The following is a 20,925-nucleotide window of genomic DNA, read 5'->3' on the forward strand; positions in this document are numbered from 1 at the left end:
GCGCCACGTCGCGTGCACGGACGGGGGTGGTCGGGTCACCGGCAGGTGACCGACTCGTCGTGCTCGCCCAGCCGGGGTGAACGCGGCATGACGAGGGGTCCGGCGGTGATGTGCGGAGGTTGACGCGCGCATTCCAGGGCTGCAGCATGGCGACGCTCTTCCGCCGATCGCGACGGTGACTCGGTGCACTGCCCAAGGGGAAATTCCTCACGCATGGTCACCGATCCTTTCGCCAAAGGAAAACCCGACCCAGTACTCCTTGTTGGAAGTTGACGGCGTGTGATCGTATGCCGTCTACAACAATTCGAGGAGGAAGAGTGCGGCAACACGTTGCCCGCGGAATGGGCGTCATCGCTCTGGGCGTAGCCGTCACGCTATTGGGTGGGGCTGTCGCGCCCGTGGCTCAGGCTTCGAACGAGAGCGGCGCGCCACCGGTTTCGGTGAAACCCGGCCGAAGTGCTCGTACGGTCACCCTCCTGACCGGCGACAAGGTGACCGTCACCCCGGGACGCGAAGGGGCGCCCGCCGGGGTGAGCGTCACACGTCCGGCAGGGGCGTCCGGCGCGGTGCGCACGCTGACCGACGCGACGGGCACGTACGTGTACCCCGACCAGGCCGCCTCCTATGTCGCCGACGGGCTGCTCGACAAACGGCTCTTCAACGTCACCGGCCTCATCGCCCAGGGATACGACGACGCGAGGACCCCGGCACTGCCCCTGATCATCACACGTGACACGGATGCGTCACGGATGAGCGCCGTGGACCTCCCGGGTGTCACCGTGACGGGGCAACTGGCCTCCGCACGTGCCGTGTCGGCGAAGGCGGACCGGGCCACGGCGGGTCTCCTGTGGGACTCGCTCACTCACACCCGGCGCGACCAGGACGACCCCGCACGTGTGCGGTCCCTGCCCGGAGCGACGGACAGGATCTGGCTGGACGGCAAGGTCGAGGCGGCTCTTGCGGACACCACCGCCCAGATCGGCGCTCCCGAGGTCTGGGAGCAGGGCTCCGTGGGGGAAGGCGTCAAGGTCGCCGTCCTCGACACCGGCATCGACGCCGAACACCCGGACCTGCGGGGCCGGATCGTGAGCAGCCGGAGCTTCATACCCGGTGAGGACGTCACCGACCGCCGTGGACACGGCACACACGTCGCCTCGATCATCGCCGGCACCGGCGCCGCCTCGGAGGGCAAGGAGCGGGGCGTCGCCCCGGGGGCGGAACTCGCCATCGGCAAGGTGCTGTCGGACAACGGTGACGGAACCGAGTCCGGGATCATCGCCGGCATGGAATGGGCAGCCAGGACCGAGCACGCCAAGGTCATCAGCATGAGTCTGGGCAACTCGGCCGCCCACACCCAGACCGATCCCATGAGCCAGAGCGTCAACGACCTCAGCGAGGAGACGGGCGCACTCTTCGTGATAGCCGCGGGCAACTCCGGGCCCGGCGAGTACACGGTCAACGCGCCCGGCACGGCGGCGGCCGCGCTGACGGTGGGTGCCGTGGACTCGGCCGACCGGATAGCGGGCTTCTCCAGCAGCGGTCCGCGCGAGGGGGACCAGGGCCTCAAGCCGGACCTGACCGCACCCGGTGTCGACGTCCTGGCGGCCCGCTCGCAGTATCTCGGCGGCGAGGGCCCCTACACCTCGAAGAGCGGCACCTCGATGGCCACCCCGCACGTCGCCGGTGCGGCAGCGCTGCTCGTGGAGAAGCACCCGGACTGGACGGGACAGCAGCTGAAGAACGCCCTGATGAGTGCCAGCAGCATCACTTCGGACATACCCGTCTACCGAGGAGGCTCCGGGCGTGCCGACGTCGCCGCGGCCTTCCGCACGCCGGTCGTCGCCTCCGGAGCCGTCGACACCGGCCTCATCAAGTGGTCGCCGGATCCGCAGCCGGTCGAACGCCGCATCAGCTACACGAACAGCGCGGACGCCCCGGCCGAGCTGCGGCTGACGCTGGACGGTGGCACGAGCCCCGCCGGTCTGTTCGCCCTGAGTGCGGAGCGGCTCACCGTGCCCGCGCACGGAAGCGCGTCGGTGGACCTCGTCATCAGTCCGCGTGGTGTGGCCGCCGGTGGCCACACCGGTCAGGTCGTCGCCCGGGACGCCACCGGAGCGGTCGTGGCCCACACCGTCCTGCACACCAGGACCGAGGACGAGCGCCACGACCTGGTGCTCCGGGCGAAGGACCGGGAGGGACGCCCCACGACCGGCACGGTCCTGCTGGTCCCCGCCCACGACCCGTTCCGGTCGCAGCTCCGCAAGGTGCCCGAGGCCGGACTGACGCTGCACCTTCCCCGTGACACCTACTCCGCGATGATGTTCAAGGACGTGCAGGGAGCACACGGGCCGCACTCCAAGGGTATGGCCCTTCTCGGAGACCCCGAGATCGAACTGACGGACCAGCGGGAGGTCACCTTCGACGCGTCGCGCGCACACCAGGTCAGGGCCCTGACGCCCCGGCCGAGTACGCCGACGGGCACCAGGATCGAGTACTGGCGCTCGTTCCTGACCGCGCAGCCCGTGTACGGGACGCTCGGAGACTTCGTCGACGGCGAGACGGTCGGGCCCGAGTACGACAGTGTCTGGGCCGAGCCGTCCCCCGCGAAGGTGGCAGGCGGCGGCTTCGCCCTGACCACCAGATGGCGCGCCCCGCAGACCCCGCTCACCGTCTCCCTCGACGGCGACGAGCTGGACGTCCTGCCCCAGAACGGTGCCAAGCCCCTCGCCGAGGACACCACGACGGCGGACGCCGTCTTCGCCGGCACCGGTTCGGCCACGGAGTACGCCCGTACGGCAGCCGCGGGGAAGATCGCCGTGGTGCGCCGCAGCCCGGCCGTCACCGCGTACGAACAGTCCCGGGCCGCCCACGCCGCAGGAGTGAGACTGCTCCTCGTGGTCAACGACGGAGTCGGACGGCTCAACACCTGGTACGGCCTCGACGACTACCGGTCGACCGGTCCCGTCCCCGTCGCGTCGGTGTCGGCGGACTCCGGCGAGGACCTGATCGCGAGGCTCTCCGGGCCGCGCGGGGACAGGGTGCGCCTGCGCGTCGAGTGCCACCCCACGCCCTCGTACCTGTACGACCTGGTCAGCCGCCATGCGGGCGGCGTTCCGGCGGACACCACCTACCGTGCCGACTCGCGGAACCTGGCCCGGGTGAATCTCACCTTCGGGCAGGACGAGTCCATCCGCGCGACCGAGACCCGCATGGACTTCCCGGCCTACGTCTTCAGCGGCGGCGCGAACTTCCTGCCCGAACCCGTGGCGCGCGGGCCGCGCACCGACTGGGTCTCCACGGGTGGCGGCGTCAGGTGGCAGCAGAAGGTGGTGGCCCCCGAGCTGCTCACCGAGACGTCCGAGATCGCCTCCTACCCCGCTCCCGGCACCCACGAGGACCGGTGGTTCACCCCGGTCCTGCGTCCGCGCATGCTCGGTGAGGACCTCCCCGTACGGCAGTACACCGGCCTGGCCTTCAGGGCGCGGGCGTGGGGGGACAACGGAACCGCGCACGCCGGCGAGGGCTACAACGGCAGCGGTCTGTCCCAGCGGACATCGCTCTACCGGGGCGAGACGCTGCTCGCCGAGTCCGACTACGACAGCGGGTACGCCTCGGACCTCGCTCCCGAGCCGACGCGCTACCGGCTCGTGGTCGAGGGAGCCAACGGCAACCCCGTGGCCGGTCCGTACTCCACGGCCACCAGGACGGAGTGGTCGTTCGTCTCGGGAGAGGTTGACCAGCAGGTCCTCCCGCTGGTGCAGCTCGACTACGACGCGGACCAGGACGCCGACGGCAGGGCCCGCCGCACCTCGGTCCTGAGCATCACACCGTCGGTCCTCGGCGCCCCGGGCAGAGGGATCTCCTCCCTGGGCCTGGAGGTCTCCTACGACGACGGCGCCGCCTGGCACCGGCCGAAGACCTCGCGCCACGGCGGCGCCTGGGAAGCGCGCCTGTCCGCCCCCGCGTCGGCGAGGTTCGTGTCCCTGCGCGCCACTGCGAAGGACGACGAGGGAGGGACCATCACCCAGACCCTCATCCGGGCCTACGGCCTGCGGTAGAGACACGCGGGGCCGGGTGCCGCAGGCTGACCGCGGCACCCGGCCCCGCCGTACGAACCACGGCCTCCCGGCCCGGTCGGGTACGGGGGAAGGCGGTCGTCCTGGTGTTCAGGCCGCGGCGCCGTAGGCGGAAGCGATGGCGGCGTCGACTCGGGAGTGAACGACCAGACCCCGGCCCCCGGAGTCGGCGTTGTCCTCCAGCAGCCGTCGGACGGACGCGTCGTGGCTCACGGCCGAGAAGAGCACGTCGAGGTCGCCGCAGCGCCGATGGGCCCGCAGCACGGCGCTGGCCGTCGCGGGGGTGGCAGCGGCGTCGCCGATGACGACGAGTACCGGTGCCGGCTGGAAGGCCCGCACGAAATCCATGATCGCGCCGGCCAGTCCGGCCCGTCCACTGATCCCCGGGTCCTCGTGCACGGTGAGGACGAGGACATCGTGTTCACGTCTGTGGGACAGCATCCGCGACCTCCGCGATCAGGCCCGCCGACGGGGCTCGTGTGCACTGCGTCTGCCCGTGCCCGCCCCTGCCATGCCGGGCGGTTTCCCCGCGCCCCCGATTCCCGCCCCGAACCCTTCCGGACGACGTCAGGGGCGGGTCCGCAGGCTTGCGGTCCCGCCCCTGACCGGATCAGCGAAGGCTGCCGTCGCGTGGCTACTTCAGGCCGAAGGCCCGACTGATCCTCTGCGTGACGGTGTTGTTCGCGCTGTCGGCGGCACTCGTGCGCAGGGTCACGAACTGCGCCTTGGCGGGAGCGTTGAGATGGGTGCTCCAGCCCGCCGCGGTGCGGGTCAGGGCGGCGTGCTGCCAGGTGGCGCCGTCGTCGTACGAGATGTCGACGCCGACCTTGCCGATGGTGTCGGTGCGGGGAGCGCCCACCAGATGCGAGGGGGTGACGGTGAGGGCGGCGCGGCGTGCCGCCTTACCGGCGTCGTCCATGCCCTCTACCGCGTAGTCGAGCTGGATCAGCGGCAGCACGGAATAGGTGCCGGCCGCGGGCGCGGCCGAGGTGAAGCCCCACTCCGTCCGCGTCGTGACCGAGTAGTCGTTCTCCCAGAAGTCCCGGGCGTTGTCGGAGACGAGGCGGTACTGCTGGGCGTCGGAGCTGTCCAGGACGAGCGGGTACCGGATGCTGCCGATGGTGTCCGTGGAGGACTCCCTCAGCAGGAGGGGGTCGCCGTCAGGAAGCACCTGGTACATCTTCACGCTGTTCCGGACCCCCTGGTTGTTCAGGGTCGTGCCGACGTGACCGGGACCGGAGTCGGCCCATCCCGGGATGATCGCCAGCACGTGATCGCCCTCGCGCACCGGCACGTAGTTGCTGTTCGACCGGGGGCGCTGGATCGGTCCGAAATACTCCAGGTGCGAGGTCTTGCCACTCGGATACCGCTTCAAGGAGTCGCTGCTGATCTGCAGTTGCTGGTTGACGCCCGCCTCCTCCACCCACTCCGTGTCGCGGGACACCCAGTCGGTCCGCTCGGTCCGGGCGGGCGTGACCAGCCAGTTGGACGAGTAGTTTCCCTGCCACACCGCGGAACGGGACTCCATCGCCCTGGCGGGCCGGTTGTTGCGGAAGGAGACGTCCACCCGGTTGAGATCACTGCTGCGCGGCCGGTAGGTCGGATCGGCCGGGACCGCGGCCCAGTGATGACCGATGTCGTAGAGGTAGTCCCTGGTGGGGTCCGCGGTCACCCGGAGTTGCACACTCCGGCCGGGCTTGATCCCGGCGATCAGCTCGTTGCCCTCGTCCGCGGTCAGCGACGCCACCGTCAGCGGAGGGGGATTCGCCTCCTCCGCGTAGGGGCTGTCGAGGTCGGAGTTCCACGGGTTCAGGCGGCCCTTGCCGTCGTTGACGACCAGCAGCAGCCTCGCACCGGCCTTGGCGGCATTCGTGGCCTGCTCGGCGGGCCCGACCGCATCGCTGCGCCGGACCACGACGGCCTTGCCCAGGGCGCCGAGCTTCTTGTACGCCGCGGGGCCGCCCTCACCTGCGTAGACCGCCTTGTACGGCCACGTGCCCCCTCTGAGGCCGGCCCGCCCGCGGGCGACGATCAGGTCGTCGTAGGCGCGCTTGCCGTACGACACCGCGAGAGCGGGCTCGACCAGGCGCCAGTTGCCGCCGAACCCGAAGGTACCCGTGGTCACCTGCTTGTTGGGCAGGGCCCACACGCTGTCGTACTCCTCGGCCGGCCAGCGCTGCATGAACAGGGAGGTCCCGTTGTCGAACGTGCGGCTCACGTCGAGCCGGATGTCGGACGGGGTGCTCGTCTGAGGGGTCTGCACCGAGACCTGCTTCGCCTTGGACGCGTCCAGCTGCACCGTGGCGGACTTGCTGAGGTCCACCTCGGGAACGGTGAGGAGCGCCTTGCCCTTCGAGTGCGGCCCGTGAGTGCCCTGGACGTCGGCCTCCAGGCTCACGAAGTACGTGCCGGCGGGCACGTCGACCGTGCCGGTACCCGATTCGTCCAGGAGGAGGGGGCCCATGAAGGCCTTCTCACCGATCAGGTACACCTCTCCGCCCAGGGGATGCCCGCTGCGGTCCTTGCCGTTGACCTTCAGGGTGACGCGCGGGGCCTGTACGTAGGCGCCGATCACCGTGTGGGCCAGCACCTCGCCGGAGGGACCGGTGGCGAGGATCCGCCCCGAGGTCATGGTGTCGCGCTTCAGCCGGTCGAAGTCCGTGGTGAGGGTGACCTGGGCGCTGCCGTGAGCGGGGACGGTCACCTGCCGGGCGGACAGCGTGAAGGCGCCCGCGGGCGCTGCCGCCACCTCGGTCGCCAGGTCCAGGGTGACCGGCGCGTCCGCCGTGTTGGTGTAGGTCACCTTCTTCTCGGACTTCTCACCGGCCGGCGCCGACGGGTCCCTGTAGCCGCCGAACACGGTGCCGGTGGCGAACACCGTGTTCTTCACCGCCGCGGCCACGTCGAGACGACCGCTGCCGCCCTCGTACGCGGTGTACCGGGGCGTCGCCTTCGTGCTGCTGACGAGGGCGTCCTTGAGCTGCTGCCCGGTCCAGTCGGGGTGGGCGTGGGCGAGCAGTGCGGCGGCTCCGGCGACGTGCGGCGTGGCCATCGAGGTCCCGCTCAGCGTCTGGTAGTAGCCCGTGCCGTCCGCGGCGTACTGCGAGCGGGCGGCCAGTACATCGACGCCGGGGGCGGTGAGTTCGGGCTTCAGGCCCGCGTCGCCCTGACGGGGCCCCGTGCTGGAGAAGTCGGCGAGGGTGTCCGAGGTGTCCACGGCGCCCACGGACAGGGCGGCGTCGGCGACGCTGGGTGTCGACACCGTGTGCGGGCCCGCGTTGCCGGCCGCGATGGTGAAGAGCGCGCCCGTCTCGGCGCTGAGTTCGTTGACGGCCTCGCTCAGCGGGTCGTGACCGTCGGTGGGCCCGGCGCCGAGGCTCAGGCTGATGATCTTGGCGTGCTGCTCGCGGGCGGCCCACTCCATGCCGGCCAGGACCCAGGAGTCCTGGCCGCTGCCGTCGTTGTCGAGCACCTTGCCGACGTGCAGGCGCGCACCGGGCGCGACGCCCTTCTCCTTGCCGTCGGAGGCCGCACCGGTGCCCGCGATGGTCGAGGCGACATGGGTGCCGTGACCGTGATGGTCCTCCACACTCTGGTCGGGCACGAAGCTCGTGCTCGCGGCCAGTTGCCCCACGAGGTCGGGGTGCTGCGTGTCCACGCCGGTGTCCAGCACGGCCACGTCCACACCCTGGCCGGTGTCCCCGCCCGACCACACCTGCGGTGCGCCGATCTGCGCCGTGGTGTCGGCCAGAGCGGCCTTCACCTTGCCGTCGAGCCAGACCTTCGCGATCCCGCTGCGCAGTTCGGGCTTGGAGCCGGCGCTGCGGCCGTTCACCGCGCCCGCCTGACCGGTGAGCGACTTCCAGAAGGTGGCCGCCTTCGACCGCGACGCGGAAAGCGCCGCGCCCTGAATGCTGCTCAGCGTGAGAGTCCGGTCGGCGCCGGAGGGCACGGCCTGGGTCCGTGCGCGCGTCGCGGCATCGGTGTAGGTGACGATCAACGGCAGGCTGTCCCGCCGGTCGTCCCCATAACCGTCCGCCAGCAGCCTGGTGATGTTGAAGAGTTCGCGGTCCAGCTTGCCCGCCGCGACGTAGCGGAGGGCCGCGCCCGGGTACACGTAGGTGTTCCCGCCGGTCGTGTAGGTCGTCACGCTGGTCGGCCGGCCGTTCGCGCCCCGCACGGAACGCGTGACCTTGCCGTCGGCACCGGTGTTGACCGTCACCTTGTCACCCGTGATGAGAGTGACGGTGTGTGAGGACGGCAGCTGCGCCGAGCGGGCGGGCAGGCGAGGAGAGGCCTGGTCGGCGGGCGTCACAGCGCCGGCCGGGACGACACCCATCGTCAGGGCTGCGATCGCGGCGAGCGCGATCGGACCTGGTCTGGATATGGGAACGCTGGGCAAGACTCCTCCTGAGGAAGACCGATGGATGTGCTCCTGATAATCGGACAGAAGGAGTGGCAGATGGCCGGTCCACGCCTGTCGCTTTGTGGCCATGGCACATCTGCGCCATCGCCGGGCGTTCACGTAACGGACATCTCCGGTGTGTGCGGGATACTCCGAGGGCGGGAGTCGCGGCTGCGGCACACTCCACAGGAACCCGATCGGCACACGTGTGCGTCGTACTCGGCACGACAGAGGCCCGGCTGTGTGGGTCGGTTCTCGGACCTTCACGGACGGCGCGACCGCGCAGCGCCCTGCTGAGTGGCGCCCGTGCGACGAGCGTGCCGGGCGTGAGGCTGAGAGTGAGGCAGGCGCCGTGCGGCCGAAACACGCGGCGCCGCGGGTTCGCTTCGGGGGCGATGCCCCGGGAAACGTGCCTTCGGCCTGAGACGGAGGCAGACGGGGCCCGGCCCGGCCGATGCCGGACCGGGCCCCGGGGTGCTCGCGGTGGGCGCCCTCAGCCCCGCGCTTCCGCGCGGGCGTCAGGACACTTTCCGCGAACCGTCAGTGGTGCCAGAAGTGACGGGCGAGCCCACGCTTGACCGCACCGGCCATCGCGCTCTCGCCGGCCGCGTTGGGGTGCACCGGCGCGGCCGGGGTCTCCGGGGCGAAGGTCTCGATCCACCGGTTGGCGACCGGCTGGCAGAGGTCGTGCCCGACGGTGGGTGTGTAGGTGTCCACGTACTGAGCGCCGGCGCGGTGCGCCTGACGGGCGAGCATCTTGTTGAGCTCCTTCTCCTTGTCCCGCAGGTAGGAGAAGTCGCCCGCGGCCAGGGGCACCTTGGCGCTCGTGCAGCCGACGCCGTCCTCCGGGAAGAGGTCGGGGTAGCCGACGACCACCACGCGGGCGTGCGGGGCACGGTGGTGGATGCCACGGAGCACCTGAGCGACCTTCGGGGCCGCCTGCTCGATCGAGCCGGTGACCGCGTCGGTGCCGCCCGCGTTGAAGTACGCCCGGCAGGGGGCACCGGACGGGTCGGTGGCGGTGACGTGCGCGCAGGTCCCGAGGACGGTCGAGAAGCCGATGTCGTTGCCGCCGACGGTGACGGTCACGAGGTCGGTGCCCCGGTTGAGGGCCTCGAACTGGGCGGGCACGGCACCCTGTACGGATGCCATGTTCGCCGTGGTCGCTCCCGAGCAGCTGACGTCGGTCAGCCGCGCGCCCGATGAGCGGGCCACCAGCGACGGGTAGTTGTTGTCCGACCGGAGACAGGTCGGGTCGACCTGCCCGGGGACCGCCGGGGCGGAGGCGTACGAATCGCCGAGGGCGACGTAGTCCACGCGGTGCCGGCTGTCCGTGGCGGCGCCGGCCGTCGTCGCCCCTGCCGCGACCAGTGCCGCTCCCGCGGAGAGCACGGCTGCGCCCACGGTCACGGCGCGCGCGGCGCGGGAGGCGGTAGACAGTCTTTGCAAAGCTTGTCCTCTCATGGTCGGGCCGCCTCGGCGGCCCTGGAATGCCGGCCACGTCGGTCCGGTACCGCCACGGGGACGGTCCGGAGCCGTGGCCCGGGCCGAGTCCGCCTCACCGGACACGCGACCGCTGGACCATGTGTGCAGCGGAGACGCGCAGTCGAGGCGTTCACTCTTCACACGTAGGCGCGCATGAGTAGGTGTCAGGTTCTTTGTAACGACTTGGTGCTTGTCGACTCCTTGGCGCCGGCCGCCCGTTCGTGAACACCGAGTGTCTACGGGGCCGGTCCCGGAGCAGTCCTCCCTGGGTGCCCGCCCGGACGCGTCTGGGTCGCTTCAGCCCGCGGCGGGGAGCGTGAGGACGGTGTTGTGCGGCTCCCGCCCGTCGGCGAGGCGGTGCAACTGGTCGCTGAGCAGCCGTTTGACCTGGGGCAGGAACGCGGACGTGAACGCGCCCACGTGCGGGCTGACGAGAACCCCCGGGGCGGTCCACAGGGGGTGCCCCGCGGGCAGCGGTTCAGGGTCGGTCACGTCGAGAGCGGCGAGCAGTCTTCCGCCCTGCACTTCGGTGAGCAGGGCTTCGGTGTCCACCACCGCTCCACGTGCCATGTTGACGAGGAGGGAGCCGTCCTTCATCGCGGCCAGGAAACCGGCGTCGACCAGGTGGTGTGTCTCCGCCGTCAGCGGCACCGAGAGGATCACCACGTCAGCCTTCGGCAGCAGGTCGGCCAGGGCGGAGGCCGAGTGGACGGGACCGTGCTCGGCCCAGCGCGCGCGGCCGGCCACGCGCTCCACCGCACATCCGAAGGGGCGCAACCGGTCCTCGATCGCGGCACCGATCGAGCCGTACCCCACGATGAGGACCGTGGCACCGAACAGGGAGGGACGGATGCCCTCCTGCCAGCGGCCGTCAGCCTGGTTGCGGACGAAGTCCGGCACTCCGCGCAGCGCTGCCAGCGTCAGTGTGAGCGCCATCTCCGCCGTGCTGTCGTCGTGCACGCCACGGGCGTTGCACAGCACGACGTCCGGCCGGAGGTGGGGGAGCAGGTAGTCGACCCCCGCGCTGAGGGCCTGGATCACCCGCAGCCGAGGCATGTGCGGCAACGGCGCCAGGATCACAGCGCTGTCCTTGGTGATCGGGGGCGCGTAGAAGGTGACACGAGCCGGATCGGTGGGGTACTCGCCGCGACCGTCCCAGTGCGCGTAGTCCAGGCGGTCCGGGAGGTCCTCGAACTCCTCCTCGGGTATCGGAAGCCAGGCGAGTGCGCGCTCACCACCGTGGAGTCCGGCGGAGGCGGGGTTCAGGGGCGTGACTCGGCTCACGGTTCTTCCACTCCTCGGAGACTTGGTGCGTCAGGACTCCCGCGTAGGGCGTCGGCCCTGCGGGGGTCGGCGGGAGCCGCGGCCCTCCCCGGCACGGGTCGTGGGGCGCCGGTGCGCGGGCATACGCGGAACCTCCCGGGTGTCCAATATAATATGGTTGGTCGTCTTGGAATCGAGGCGTCCGGCATGCGGTCGCTCACACGTGTCGGGGCTCTCGGGAGACACGCGTCCGCCAGGAGCCCGGAGGTGTGACTGTGCGCAGGCGCGAAACACCTGTGGTGGGACTCACGTGAACACTCGTCCGCTCCGGCCCCGTGAACGGTGTGAGTGATCGATCAGCGGCGGCGGAGAGACGGCTACGGCCCGCGACGAACGACAGGCGGTGAGACGGTGAGCAAGCGGTCTTGGGACGCGGCGGCGGGTGCGCCGGGCGACTGTCTCCCCGACCTGGCCGGACCGGACGCGGGACTGCCGCGCGTGCTCGAACGCCTCGAGCACGCAGGCCACCGGGACCCGTCGGCGGCCTGGGACGTCTTCACCCGAACCTGGAACTGGGCCGCGCCGCTCGCCACCGCCCTGCCTGTCACCGCCGACGGAGCCGGCCCGGTCGCTCAGGCCGTGCCGGGAGGCTTCTCGCTGTCGGGAAGGTGGCGCCTTCCCGCGGGCGTGCGGTCCGACTGGGTCGCCCTCCCCGTCCCCACGGAGCCATGGGTGGAGCGTGCGGCCGCGGGAGAGGGCGACCGGGACCTCTTCGTCCTTCCGGAGAGGACGCTGCCGCGTGTCCTGCCGGAGGGGAGTGGTGAGCCGAGTCACACGCCCGCGTTCGAACTCACCGACGTCTTCGTCGCCGCCGGGCTCGCCACCCACGCCTCGGGAACGGCCCTGCGGGCGCAGGACACGGTCTTCTTCCGCACCGCCGTCACGGCGATGGCGCTCGGTGCGGCCCGTCGGGTGACCGACGCGCTGGCCGGGCTCCCGCCGGACGCCGGGGCAGGAGCGAGTCCGGCTGCCCCGACCGCCTCCGCGGTCGAGCTGGCCGCCGTACTGCACGACGAGCGAACCGCTCTGGCGGCTGCGCTGCAGGGCCTGCCGCGCAGCGGAGGAGCGGTCCCCTCGGCCTCCGAGGAGTCCGCAGTGACCCATCTGGCACGGGTCGGCCCCATGGTCCGCCATGTGGTCGTCGCCGCGTACGAGAGGGCACTCCCGTCGGCCGGGCACCACGACGGACAGGCGTTGGTGCGCATGGTCGAGGACGCTGCACCGATACTTCAGTGCATGCGGTTCGCAGTGGAGACACTGCCGCCGCTCGGCAAGACCAACACGCGGAAGGCGTAATACGGTGACGAACGTCGCATATCAGGGTGAACCGGGCTCCAATTCCTCGACCGTCGCGCGGACGCTGTACCCGACGGGCAGCGAGCTCCCGTTCACGGCGTTCGATCAGGCCCTCGACGCCGTCACACTGGGTGCCGCCGACGTCGCGGTGATCCCGGTGGACAACTCCGCCGCAGGACGCGTCGCCGACGTTCACCATCTCCTGCCGGAGTCGGGGCTGTTCATCGTCGCCGAGCACTTCCTGCCCATCCGCTTCGACCTCATGGCCGTGCCGGGTGCGACGCTCGACGAGGTGGAAGCCGTCCGCAGCCACGTGCACGCGCTGGGCCAGTGCCGGAAGGTGCTGCGCGAGGGCGGTTGGCGCACCCTGGTCTGCGACGACACGGCCGGGGCGGCGCGCGAGGTGGCGGAACTCGGCGATCCGCGGCACGCGGCCCTCGCCCCGCCCGCGGCGGCCGGGCTGTTCGACCTGGTGACGCTGCGGGCCGGGGTCGAGGACGATCCCGACAACACCACGCGCTTCGTCGTGCTCTCCCGGGAGTCCGCTCCGCCCCCGCTCACGGACGAGCCGACGATGACGAGCCTGTTCTTCTGCGTGCGGAACATCCCGAGCGCCCTTTACAAGGCGCTCGGGGGATTCGCCAGCAGCGCCGTCAACCTCACCAAGATCGAGAGCTACCAGATGGGAGCCGGCCTGAACGCGAGCCGGTTCTACGCCGAGATCGAGGGACACCCCGACGAGCCGAGGGTCGAACTCGCCCTCCAGGAGCTGGGCTTCTTCTCGACCGAGGTGCGCATCCTCGGCGTGTACCCCGCGCACCCGCACCGGCTGAACGGACGTTCCGGCTGAGCGGCGCGGGGGTGGAGCGAGGCGCCCGGCCGACCGGGCGCGAAGCCCGTGAACCGGTGCGCCGGTCCGCGGTGCGAGCAGGCGTACCGCCCGCACCGCGGCTCACTCGCCGAGGAGCATCTCGCTGAACGGCGTCACCGGGTCGGCGTACGGATCTTCGATGACCGGCGCGTCCCGGCGGTGCACCTCACGCGCGAGTTCGCCGCCCGCACGCGCGATCCGGCTCATCAGCGACGCCTGCGAGTCGTCCCCGCCGCCCCAGTCCTCGGGCGCGGCGAAGATGCCGGTGGGTATCACGACCGAATGCAGGTACGTGAACATCGGCCGCAGCGCGTGGTCGAGGACCAGCGAGTGCCTTCCGGTCCCACCGGTCGCCGCGATCAGGACGGGCTTGTCCACCAGCGCCTGGTCGTCGAGGCTGTCGAAGAACATCTTGAACAGACCGTTGTACGAGGCGGTGAACGTCGGTGTCACCGTGATCAGGCCGTCCGAACGCGCGATGGTGTCGAACACCGATGCCAGTTCGGTCGACGGCTGACCGGTCAGGAGGTGGTTCACCAGGTCGTGGGCGTGGGAACGCACCTCGACGAATTCGAGCTCGACCTCGTCGCCGAGGACTTCGAGCTCGGTGCGGACCGTGTCGGCGATCCTGTCCGCGAGCATCCGGGTCGACGACGGCAGCCGCAGTCCGGCGGAGACGATGACCAGTGTGCGCTTCATCGGGCGGTCCCCTCGGAGTGTGCGTCCAGCGCCTGCGCGGCCTTCAGGGACGCGTGGGTCGGGGCGCCCGGAACGTGCGCGGGACGGTCCGCGGCGAATTCCTTCCGCAGCACCGGCAGGATCTCCCCCAGCAGCTCGATCTGCCGGAGCACGGTCGCGCGGGGCACTCCGATGCCGTCCACGTTGAAGAGCTGCCGCTGGTAGGCGCCGCCGGCGAGCTCCTTGTACGCGAGTACCCGCTCGATGACCTCCTGCGGGCTCCCGACCACGACCGCGGTCCGCTCCTTCGTCTCCTCCAGGGAGGGGCCGCCGCCGTACACGTGGGAGTTGTCGAAGTAGGGACGGAACTCGCTCATCGCGTCCTGCGACGTCTTTCCGATGAAGAGCTGCGCTGCCAGTCCGACGGTCGCCTGATCGGCCGGACCGTGTCCGTAGTGCTCGAAGCGTCGCCGGTAGAGGCCGACCAGCTGCTGGACGTGCTCCTTCGGCCAGAAGATGTTGTTGTGGAAGAAGCCGTCGCCGTAGTAGGCGGCCTGTTCGGCGATCTCGGGGGAGCGGATGGACGCGTGCCAGACGAACGGCGGGATGCCGTCCAGGGGGCGCGGGGTGGCGGTGAAGGACTGGAGCGGGGTGCGGAACTTGCCTTCCCAGTCGACGACGTCCTCGCGCCACAGCTTGTGCAGGAGGGCGTAGTTCTCGACGGCGAGCGGGATGCCGTCGCGGATGTCCTTGCCGAACCAGGGGTAGACCGGTCCGGTGTTGCCGCGGCCCATCATCAGGTCGACGCGGCCGTCGGCCAGGTGCTGGAGGGTGGCGTAGTCCTCCGCGATCTTCACCGGGTCGTTGGTGGTGATCAGGGTGGTCGACGTCGACAGCAGGATCCGGCTGGTCCGCGCCGCGATGTACCCGAGGATCGTGGTGGGTGACGACGGAACGAACGGCCGGTTGTGGTGCTCGCCGATCGCGAAGACGTCCAGACCCACCTCCTCGGCGAGCTGCGCGTACTCCGTCAGCGCCTTGATCCGCTCGTACTCCGAGGGGGTGTGCCCGGACAACGGGTCACGGGCGATGTCCCCGACGCCGAATATTCCGAAGTGCATCTGATCAACCTGCCTATCAATCCGATGGGATTCCTGCTGTCGAATGACGGCGGTGTGCCGCTGTCATTCGGGTCACGCCAGGGTGCGGCGCTGCGGGTGGAGCTGTGCCGCTCACGGTCTGCTGGGTGCGCCTGACGTCAGGCGACGGGGAGGCCGGACATGTCGGTCGCGTACAGCGCATCAGTCTGCGGGCGACTTCTCACGGCGGCCGTTCTCCGTCCGCCGGATCGACCGACAGAGAAGCCGATTTATTGCTGCGCGAAGCAATAATATCGCCCAGTGCTTTACTGTGCAAGTAAACCTCCGGTCGGCGCCCCTCCCGTCGCCGCACCGGCCCTGCGGCCGGCGGTTCTACGCCGCGTCGCCCTGCCCGGACGGCGTCAGCTCCGGGATGCGGTCCAGGGTGATCCCGAAGTGGTCGTGATACGCCGCGATGACGGACTCGTCGGGCAGGTCCACCTGCTTCTGGGCCTCGCCCTCGGTGATCAGCAGCTTGCGTCCGCTCAGGGTGACGCGGCCGGACTCGGTCGGCAGGGAGCAGATCAGCGACTGCGTGAAATGCGCCTCGGGTGCGGTCGTGTGCCACTGGCAGGCCGACGCGAAGTCCGAGAGTGCGCGAGGCCGGGATTCGACGCGGTACTGCAGCGCTCCGTCCCGGTATACGTCCAGGTCGCCCTCGGGCGTGTCCTCGATACGGAAGACGCCGCCGGGCCCTCGCTGCTCGCCCCGGTCGTCCAGGCGCAGCGGGAACTCGATCTGGCGTCCGAAGCCGACGTCCACGAGCCAGGGCTGGGAGGCGTCCACGCGCAGGGCGAGGTGGTCGAAGGGCGGTCCGAAGCCGTCCCCCAGGAAGACGCGGGCGGAGAGGAGGGTGACGCGGTAGCCCAGGCTGGTCAGCAAGGCCGCGAAGGCGCCGTTCGACTCGTAGCAGATTCCGCCGCGCCGGCCCGTGGCTATCTTGTCCACCAGGGATGACGGGTCCAGGCTGATCCGCTCGCCGAGGTGCACGCCCAGGTTCTCGAACGGCACCGTGTGCACGTGGCGGTACTGCAGCGTGCGCAGATTCTCGGTGTCCGGCTGCGCGGGGCGCGGGGCGCCGATGCGCTCGAGGTAGGTGTCGACGCGGAGCTGGTCGATGTGCAGCTCACTCGCCGAGCCGGCGTCGGCCGTCTCCGGTCCAGGCCGGTCGTCGACCCGTGAATCGTTCATCCTTGGTTCTCCTTGCTGGGTGCGGGTGTGCTGCGGGGTCGAGCCGTACGGGTCTGCCGGTGCCGTGGAAGAGCCGGTGCCGCTTCCGGGGGCCGCCGGGAAGGGATTCGGTGCCCGAGAGCACGAGGAAGCCGTCCATGTCCCTTTTGGGGGCGGGGCCTTCGGGAGTGCCGTATTCCGTTCAGTAATAATTGACTCAACAAGCATCCTACTATAATTTGTTCGGTAAGTCCGCTGCCCGTGGCGAGCGGAACTACCCCTGCCGGCCAGTCCTGACAGGGGCGGCGCCGGTCCGTGGAAGGTTCACGCGCGGGTGCGCCGAGCGGAGTGGCCCGCACCGCCGCCGCATTTCCTTCATGCCGCACGTGCGGTGGGGCGCGGCCGTGCCACCTTGTCGGTCGTGGCGCTCCGGGCGGCTCTCGCGCCCCTGTGTCGTGCGCACGGCGGTTCAGGCCGCCGGCTGCCGAGCAGAAGCCGGCGGGCGTGGCACGCACCTGATGCCCACCGGCTCAATTCGTCAAGATCCGGAGATGACCCATGGCTTTGCACCGCCTTACCGATATCACCCTCGGGGTCCCGAACGTCGAGGAAACCGTCGAGTACTACACGGCGTTCGGGCTCATTCCCGAGGCGTCGGACAACGAGAAGGAGCACTGGTTCGGCACCGTCGACGGTGGCCCGCGTCAGCTGCGTGTCGTCCATGCGCCGATCCGGCGACTGCTGTCGCTCGGAGTCGGCGCCGACGACCGTGACGACCTCGGCCGCATAGAGAGCGCGCTGCGGCGCAGCGACACGGCCGTCACCGTCGAGGGCGATCACCTGCGGACCACGGAGCCCGTCACGGGGCTCGCCGTCAACGTGACCGTGGCACCGCACATCGAGCAGCAGGCCACGCCCGCGGGTCCGTTCAACACGCCGGGCACCATCGGGCGGCCCAACGCCCGCGCGGCCTCTCTCCTGAGGTCGGGCCCGGTGCGTCCGCGCAAGCTCGGGCACATCTCCCTCGGGACGACGGACGTCGCGACCACGCAGCGGTTCTTCACGGAGGACATCGGTTTCAAGGTGAGCGACGAGGTCAAGGACTTCGGAGCCTTCATGCGTTGCTCCTCCGACCACCACAACCTCGCCGTCCAGGCGGCTCCCGTGCCCTTCATGCACCACAGCTCGTGGGAGGTCGACGACGTCGACGAGATCGGTCGCGGAGCCGAGTCCCTGCTCGCGGACCACCCGGAGCGGCACACCTGGGGTCTCGGCCGGCACTGGGTGGGGGCGAACTACTTCTACTACTTCCGTGATCCGGCCGGGAACCTCAGCGAGTACTACTCGGACATGGACCAGATCACCGAGGACGAACTCTGGAACCCCGGCGTTTTCGATCTCCAGGCCGGCAACTTCTGGGGCCCGCCCCTTCCGCCGTCGATGATCGAGCCCGAGGACCTCGCCGAACTGATGGCCGGATTCCACTGAGCGCCGGCGGTCTCCCGGGCGGCCGGCGTCGTGCCGGCGCGCGACGAGCCGAAGGCCGGAGGACGTCCCTGCGCACGTGAACGGCGAAACGCCGCCTCCCGCCGGAACGTGGTGGCCGGTCTGGTGGAACACGGCCGGTCAGCGGGGGCGGTGCCCGGTGAGGCCCTGCCAGGCGTCCTTGGCGTCTTCGAGAGCCGCTCTCGCCTTCGGCAGTTCGGGGCGGTTCTCGTGGCGCAGGCGGGTCTCCTCACGTGCCGCCTGCGCGGCCGCCACAGGTCCGGTTGCTGTCCTGGCCCGCAGCAGCTCGGCCTCGAGTTTGCGGATGGCGCCACCGCGCTTGTCGAGACGCCGGCCGGCCGCCACGGAAGCGTTCTGCAACCGGGTCGCGAACCGGCGGACGGTGTCCTCGGCGTACTCCCCGGCGCTGTAGCGCTCCATGCGTTCGTGCCCGTCCGGCTCCGCCAGGTACACGTACCAGGTCTTGGCGGACCGGGCGGTCTCGAGCCGGACCCGCAGTCCGGCGAGCGGCACTTCGGCATGGCCCACGAGCACCGCGTGCTCATGCAGGACCACCCGGCCCAGCTGCTCCACGCGACGCCCGCGCTTCGGGGTGCGCAGCTGCCGCAGTGCGGCCTCGGTCCGCGCTATGCGCTGCCGGTAGGCCCGCTCGGCCCGTTCCGCCTTGAGCCACGCCCGCGCTCTTTCACGCAGGGCCGCACTTCTCAGGCCCCTTACAAGCCCGCGTGCTCCGGCCAGACTCTTGCGGTCGCCGCGGTACTTCCTGCGAAAGGCGTAGGCGGGAGCGCCCGGATACCGGAGCGCGTGCCAGACCGCCCACCCCGCGCCGAAGGCCAGCACCGCGACGGCCCACCGGATCACAGTCATATGCTCCCCGCCCTTCGTCCAGCATGTGCATGCCCCGCTGCCGCCAAGATCAGCCCTGTGGCGGTGCTTTGTGACGGCCGGAGGGCCGGCCCTGCCGATGACTCCGACGACTACGACGAGGCGGCCGATGCGGGACTCCGGAGCGATGGGACACGTGTGTCGTCCTGCCGGGGAACGCCTGTGCCGGAGCCGGCGCGGAGGGGGCGGCCGGCCTCTGCGAACCGCACGTTTCCACCAGGTGTCTCCATCGTGCGGACGCGGCTCGGTACGTGTGGCCCGCGCCTGGTACCGTGCCGAACGCCGACGCGGAACACGCGTCACGCACGCGGGCGCGCGACGCCCGCTGCTGATCGACACGTGCTCGGCCGACGTCTCCTCCGTGGAGCCCGGTCGACGCGGGCGGCGACTTTCAGGATATTGATTGATTCGCATAGTTTCTTCGGTAGGGGAAGCCTGCAGGCGCGCTTCCCCGTCTGCCCATGGTTTACGAACTCACAGGAGTCGAAGTGCCGCCCCAACCAAAGCCGCAGGATCCGGCGCTGCTGGACGGAGCATCGTCACGGTTCGCGGACGCGTTCACTCGGCGCACCACGCAGTTGCGCGGAGGTGGTAGTCCTGGCCCCAAACCGTGGACGTGGGCGGCCGGTGCTGCCGCGCTGACCGTCTGCGTGATCGCGATCGTGTTCGCGGTTGCGAAAATCCCCTCCGGCCACGACAAGAAGGACGAAGCCGCGGCCTCCGCCTCCGTCTCGGCGACGGCTGCCGGTTCCTCCCCGTCCGTCAGCCCGCGCGGTTCCACGCCCGCGCCCGGCCAGGCCGGCGGTGTGCAGGCCGCCGGGCCCGGCGCCGTGCCTCCGGGAGGAGCGAAGCTGATCGCCGGAACGGCGGGTGGTGCGGGAGCGGCGGGCAAGCACGGCACGGCTGCCGGTTCCGCCGCCCCTGGCACCTCGGGCGGCTCCGGCACGTCGGGCGGCTCGGGAGACCAGGCCTCGGCCGCTCCCACCGCCGGCTCGGGCTCCGCCTCCCAGTCCGGCAGTGCGACCGGCGGGTCCGGCAGCGGCGGAGCGTCGACGGGCGGCTCCTCGGAGTCGAAAGCCGTCACCTACTCCGGTGTTCCCGTCTTCAGCCACGACAGCGGTCGCTGCGTCGCCGCCACGGGGGCCAGCAACGGTACGGCCCGCGACGGGACCCGGCTGGAGATCTGGGACTGCGGCGGCGGGGCGTGGCAGAAGATCGACTTCCGTTCCGACGGCACCGCCAGGATGTTCGGTCTGTGCATGGACCTCGCAGGTGCGAACCAGGGCAACGGCACGCCCATCCAGCTCGCGACCTGCAACGGCGGCTGGGCCCAGAAGTTCAAGCTCAACAGTTCGCACGACCTGGTGAACACGGCGATCGGCAAGTGCGTCGACGTCACCGACGAGAACACCTCGAACGGAACGAAGCTCCAGCTGTGGGACTGTTCCGGCACCGACAACCAGAAGTGGAGCAAGCGCTGAGCGAGGCGCTCGCGGGGGTGCCGGCGCCGCCGGCACCCCCGTCCTGCCTCCTCGGTGACTCCGGCTCAGCCGCCCACGCGGCCGGAGCGGCTCGACGAACGACGGACTCCCTCACCGAGTCCCCCTCCTGATCGGAACACGGACATGAATCTTGACGACGACGGCCTCGGCCTCCGGAAGCTGCTCGACAGCACCCTGCAACTCCAGGAGGACCTTGCCCGCGCTCAGGAGGAGCTGCGTTCGCTGAGGGTGGAGGGAACCGCGGGCGGCGGTGCGGTCAAGGCGACTCTCGACGGCAAGGGCGCGCTGGCGGGTCTGGTGATCTCACCGGCCGTGGCCGACCCGGGCAACGCCCGGGGTCTCGCCGACCTCGTCGTCTCCGCCGTCCGCGACGCCCAGCAGTCGCTGGCCGACCGTCATGAGGAGCAACTCCTTCCCGCTCTCGACTCTCTCCGCACGGAGCTGCGGGACATCTCCGGCTGACACGGCTTCCCCACGACGCGAGGGGCCCCGGGGGGGGGGCGGGCACGCCCGGCCACCCCCCCCCCCCGGCACGCCACGCGGGGGGGTGGGTAGTTGAGGGGGTGAACAGCGACGAGTGAGTGGGGGA

The 20,925-nt window shown here is 70.8% G+C and carries 14 protein-coding genes; 6 read left to right on the top strand and 8 right to left on the bottom strand.

Annotation, left to right across the window (positions count from 1 at the left end):
* Positions 1-530: 530 nt before the first annotated feature.
* Positions 531-4,058, top strand: coding sequence for a S8 family serine peptidase (locus ACFYY2_RS03450; RefSeq protein WP_388736383.1), 3,528 nt, complete (start codon positions 531-533; stop codon positions 4,056-4,058).
* Positions 4,059-4,166: 108 nt separating this feature from the next.
* Here the strand turns inward: ACFYY2_RS03450 and ACFYY2_RS03455 are convergent, their stop codons facing one another.
* From ACFYY2_RS03455 to ACFYY2_RS03470, 4 genes are all read right to left on the bottom strand, one after another.
* On the bottom strand, positions 4,167-4,517 hold the full coding sequence (locus ACFYY2_RS03455) for a hypothetical protein (protein WP_388736386.1): 351 nt from the start codon (positions 4,515-4,517) through the stop codon (positions 4,167-4,169).
* A 193-nt stretch (positions 4,518-4,710) separates the two neighbouring features.
* Positions 4,711-8,478, bottom strand: a complete 3,768-nt coding sequence (locus tag ACFYY2_RS03460) for a S8 family serine peptidase (RefSeq protein WP_388736389.1) — start codon at positions 8,476-8,478, stop codon at positions 4,711-4,713.
* A 543-nt stretch (positions 8,479-9,021) separates the two neighbouring features.
* Positions 9,022-9,930: an SGNH/GDSL hydrolase family protein gene (locus ACFYY2_RS03465; protein WP_388736391.1), complete on the bottom strand. Its 909-nt coding sequence runs from the start codon at positions 9,928-9,930 to the stop codon at positions 9,022-9,024.
* A gap of 333 nt (positions 9,931-10,263) precedes the next feature.
* Positions 10,264-11,250 (bottom strand): 2-hydroxyacid dehydrogenase, encoded by a 987-nt coding sequence (locus ACFYY2_RS03470; RefSeq protein ID WP_388736394.1) that lies wholly within the window; start codon positions 11,248-11,250, stop codon positions 10,264-10,266.
* Between the two features lie 390 nt (positions 11,251-11,640).
* Between ACFYY2_RS03470 and ACFYY2_RS03475 the strand changes: the two genes are divergently transcribed.
* Complete coding sequence (locus ACFYY2_RS03475; RefSeq protein WP_388736397.1) at positions 11,641-12,585, top strand: hypothetical protein; 945 nt, start codon at positions 11,641-11,643, stop codon at positions 12,583-12,585.
* Positions 12,586-12,589: 4 nt separating this feature from the next.
* Positions 12,590-13,435 (top strand): prephenate dehydratase, encoded by an 846-nt coding sequence (locus tag ACFYY2_RS03480; RefSeq protein WP_388736400.1) that lies wholly within the window; start codon positions 12,590-12,592, stop codon positions 13,433-13,435.
* A gap of 102 nt (positions 13,436-13,537) precedes the next feature.
* Here ACFYY2_RS03480 and ACFYY2_RS03485 read toward each other — a convergent pair whose 3' ends face one another.
* The 3 genes from ACFYY2_RS03485 to ACFYY2_RS03495 form a co-directional block, all read right to left on the bottom strand.
* Positions 13,538-14,155, bottom strand: a complete 618-nt coding sequence (locus tag ACFYY2_RS03485) for an FMN reductase (RefSeq protein WP_388736402.1) — start codon at positions 14,153-14,155, stop codon at positions 13,538-13,540.
* Positions 14,152-15,255, bottom strand: coding sequence for a CE1758 family FMN-dependent luciferase-like monooxygenase (locus tag ACFYY2_RS03490; RefSeq protein WP_388736405.1), 1,104 nt, complete (start codon positions 15,253-15,255; stop codon positions 14,152-14,154). Before ACFYY2_RS03490 ends, ACFYY2_RS03485 begins: the two co-directional genes overlap by 4 nt.
* 351 nt (positions 15,256-15,606) lie before the next feature.
* Positions 15,607-16,464, bottom strand: coding sequence for an arylamine N-acetyltransferase (locus ACFYY2_RS03495; protein WP_388736408.1), 858 nt, complete (start codon positions 16,462-16,464; stop codon positions 15,607-15,609).
* Positions 16,465-17,001: 537 nt separating this feature from the next.
* Between ACFYY2_RS03495 and ACFYY2_RS03500 the strand changes: the two genes are divergently transcribed.
* Positions 17,002-17,931 (top strand): VOC family protein, encoded by a 930-nt coding sequence (locus tag ACFYY2_RS03500; RefSeq protein ID WP_388736411.1) that lies wholly within the window; start codon positions 17,002-17,004, stop codon positions 17,929-17,931.
* 138 nt (positions 17,932-18,069) lie between these two features.
* Here ACFYY2_RS03500 and ACFYY2_RS03505 read toward each other — a convergent pair whose 3' ends face one another.
* Complete coding sequence (locus tag ACFYY2_RS03505; protein WP_388736414.1) at positions 18,070-18,816, bottom strand: hypothetical protein; 747 nt, start codon at positions 18,814-18,816, stop codon at positions 18,070-18,072.
* Positions 18,817-19,322: 506 nt separating this feature from the next.
* Between ACFYY2_RS03505 and ACFYY2_RS03510 the strand changes: the two genes are divergently transcribed.
* Positions 19,323-20,315 (top strand): ricin-type beta-trefoil lectin domain protein, encoded by a 993-nt coding sequence (locus tag ACFYY2_RS03510; protein ID WP_388736417.1) that lies wholly within the window; start codon positions 19,323-19,325, stop codon positions 20,313-20,315.
* Between the two features lie 144 nt (positions 20,316-20,459).
* Positions 20,460-20,798 (top strand): YbaB/EbfC family nucleoid-associated protein, encoded by a 339-nt coding sequence (locus ACFYY2_RS03515; protein WP_388736420.1) that lies wholly within the window; start codon positions 20,460-20,462, stop codon positions 20,796-20,798.
* Positions 20,799-20,925 lie beyond the last annotated feature (127 nt).

The organism is Streptomyces sp. NPDC001822, assembly GCF_042892135.1.
Lineage (GTDB): Bacteria > Actinomycetota > Actinomycetes > Streptomycetales > Streptomycetaceae > Streptomyces.

Excerpts from the sequence above, each read along its gene's own strand:
- ACFYY2_RS03455 (WP_388736386.1), bottom strand. The coding sequence starts at position 4,517 with ATGCTGTCCCACAGACGTGAACACGATGTCCTCGTCCTCACCGTGCAC.
- ACFYY2_RS03485 (WP_388736402.1), bottom strand. The coding sequence starts at position 14,155 with ATGAAGCGCACACTGGTCATCGTCTCCGCCGGACTGCGGCTGCCGTCG.
- ACFYY2_RS03490 (WP_388736405.1), bottom strand. The coding sequence starts at position 15,255 with ATGCACTTCGGAATATTCGGCGTCGGGGACATCGCCCGTGACCCGTTG.
- ACFYY2_RS03495 (WP_388736408.1), bottom strand. The coding sequence starts at position 16,464 with ATGAACGATTCACGGGTCGACGACCGGCCTGGACCGGAGACGGCCGAC.
- ACFYY2_RS03500 (WP_388736411.1), top strand. The coding sequence starts at position 17,002 with ATGGCTTTGCACCGCCTTACCGATATCACCCTCGGGGTCCCGAACGTC.
- ACFYY2_RS03505 (WP_388736414.1), bottom strand. The coding sequence starts at position 18,816 with ATGACTGTGATCCGGTGGGCCGTCGCGGTGCTGGCCTTCGGCGCGGGG.
- ACFYY2_RS03515 (WP_388736420.1), top strand. The coding sequence starts at position 20,460 with ATGAATCTTGACGACGACGGCCTCGGCCTCCGGAAGCTGCTCGACAGC.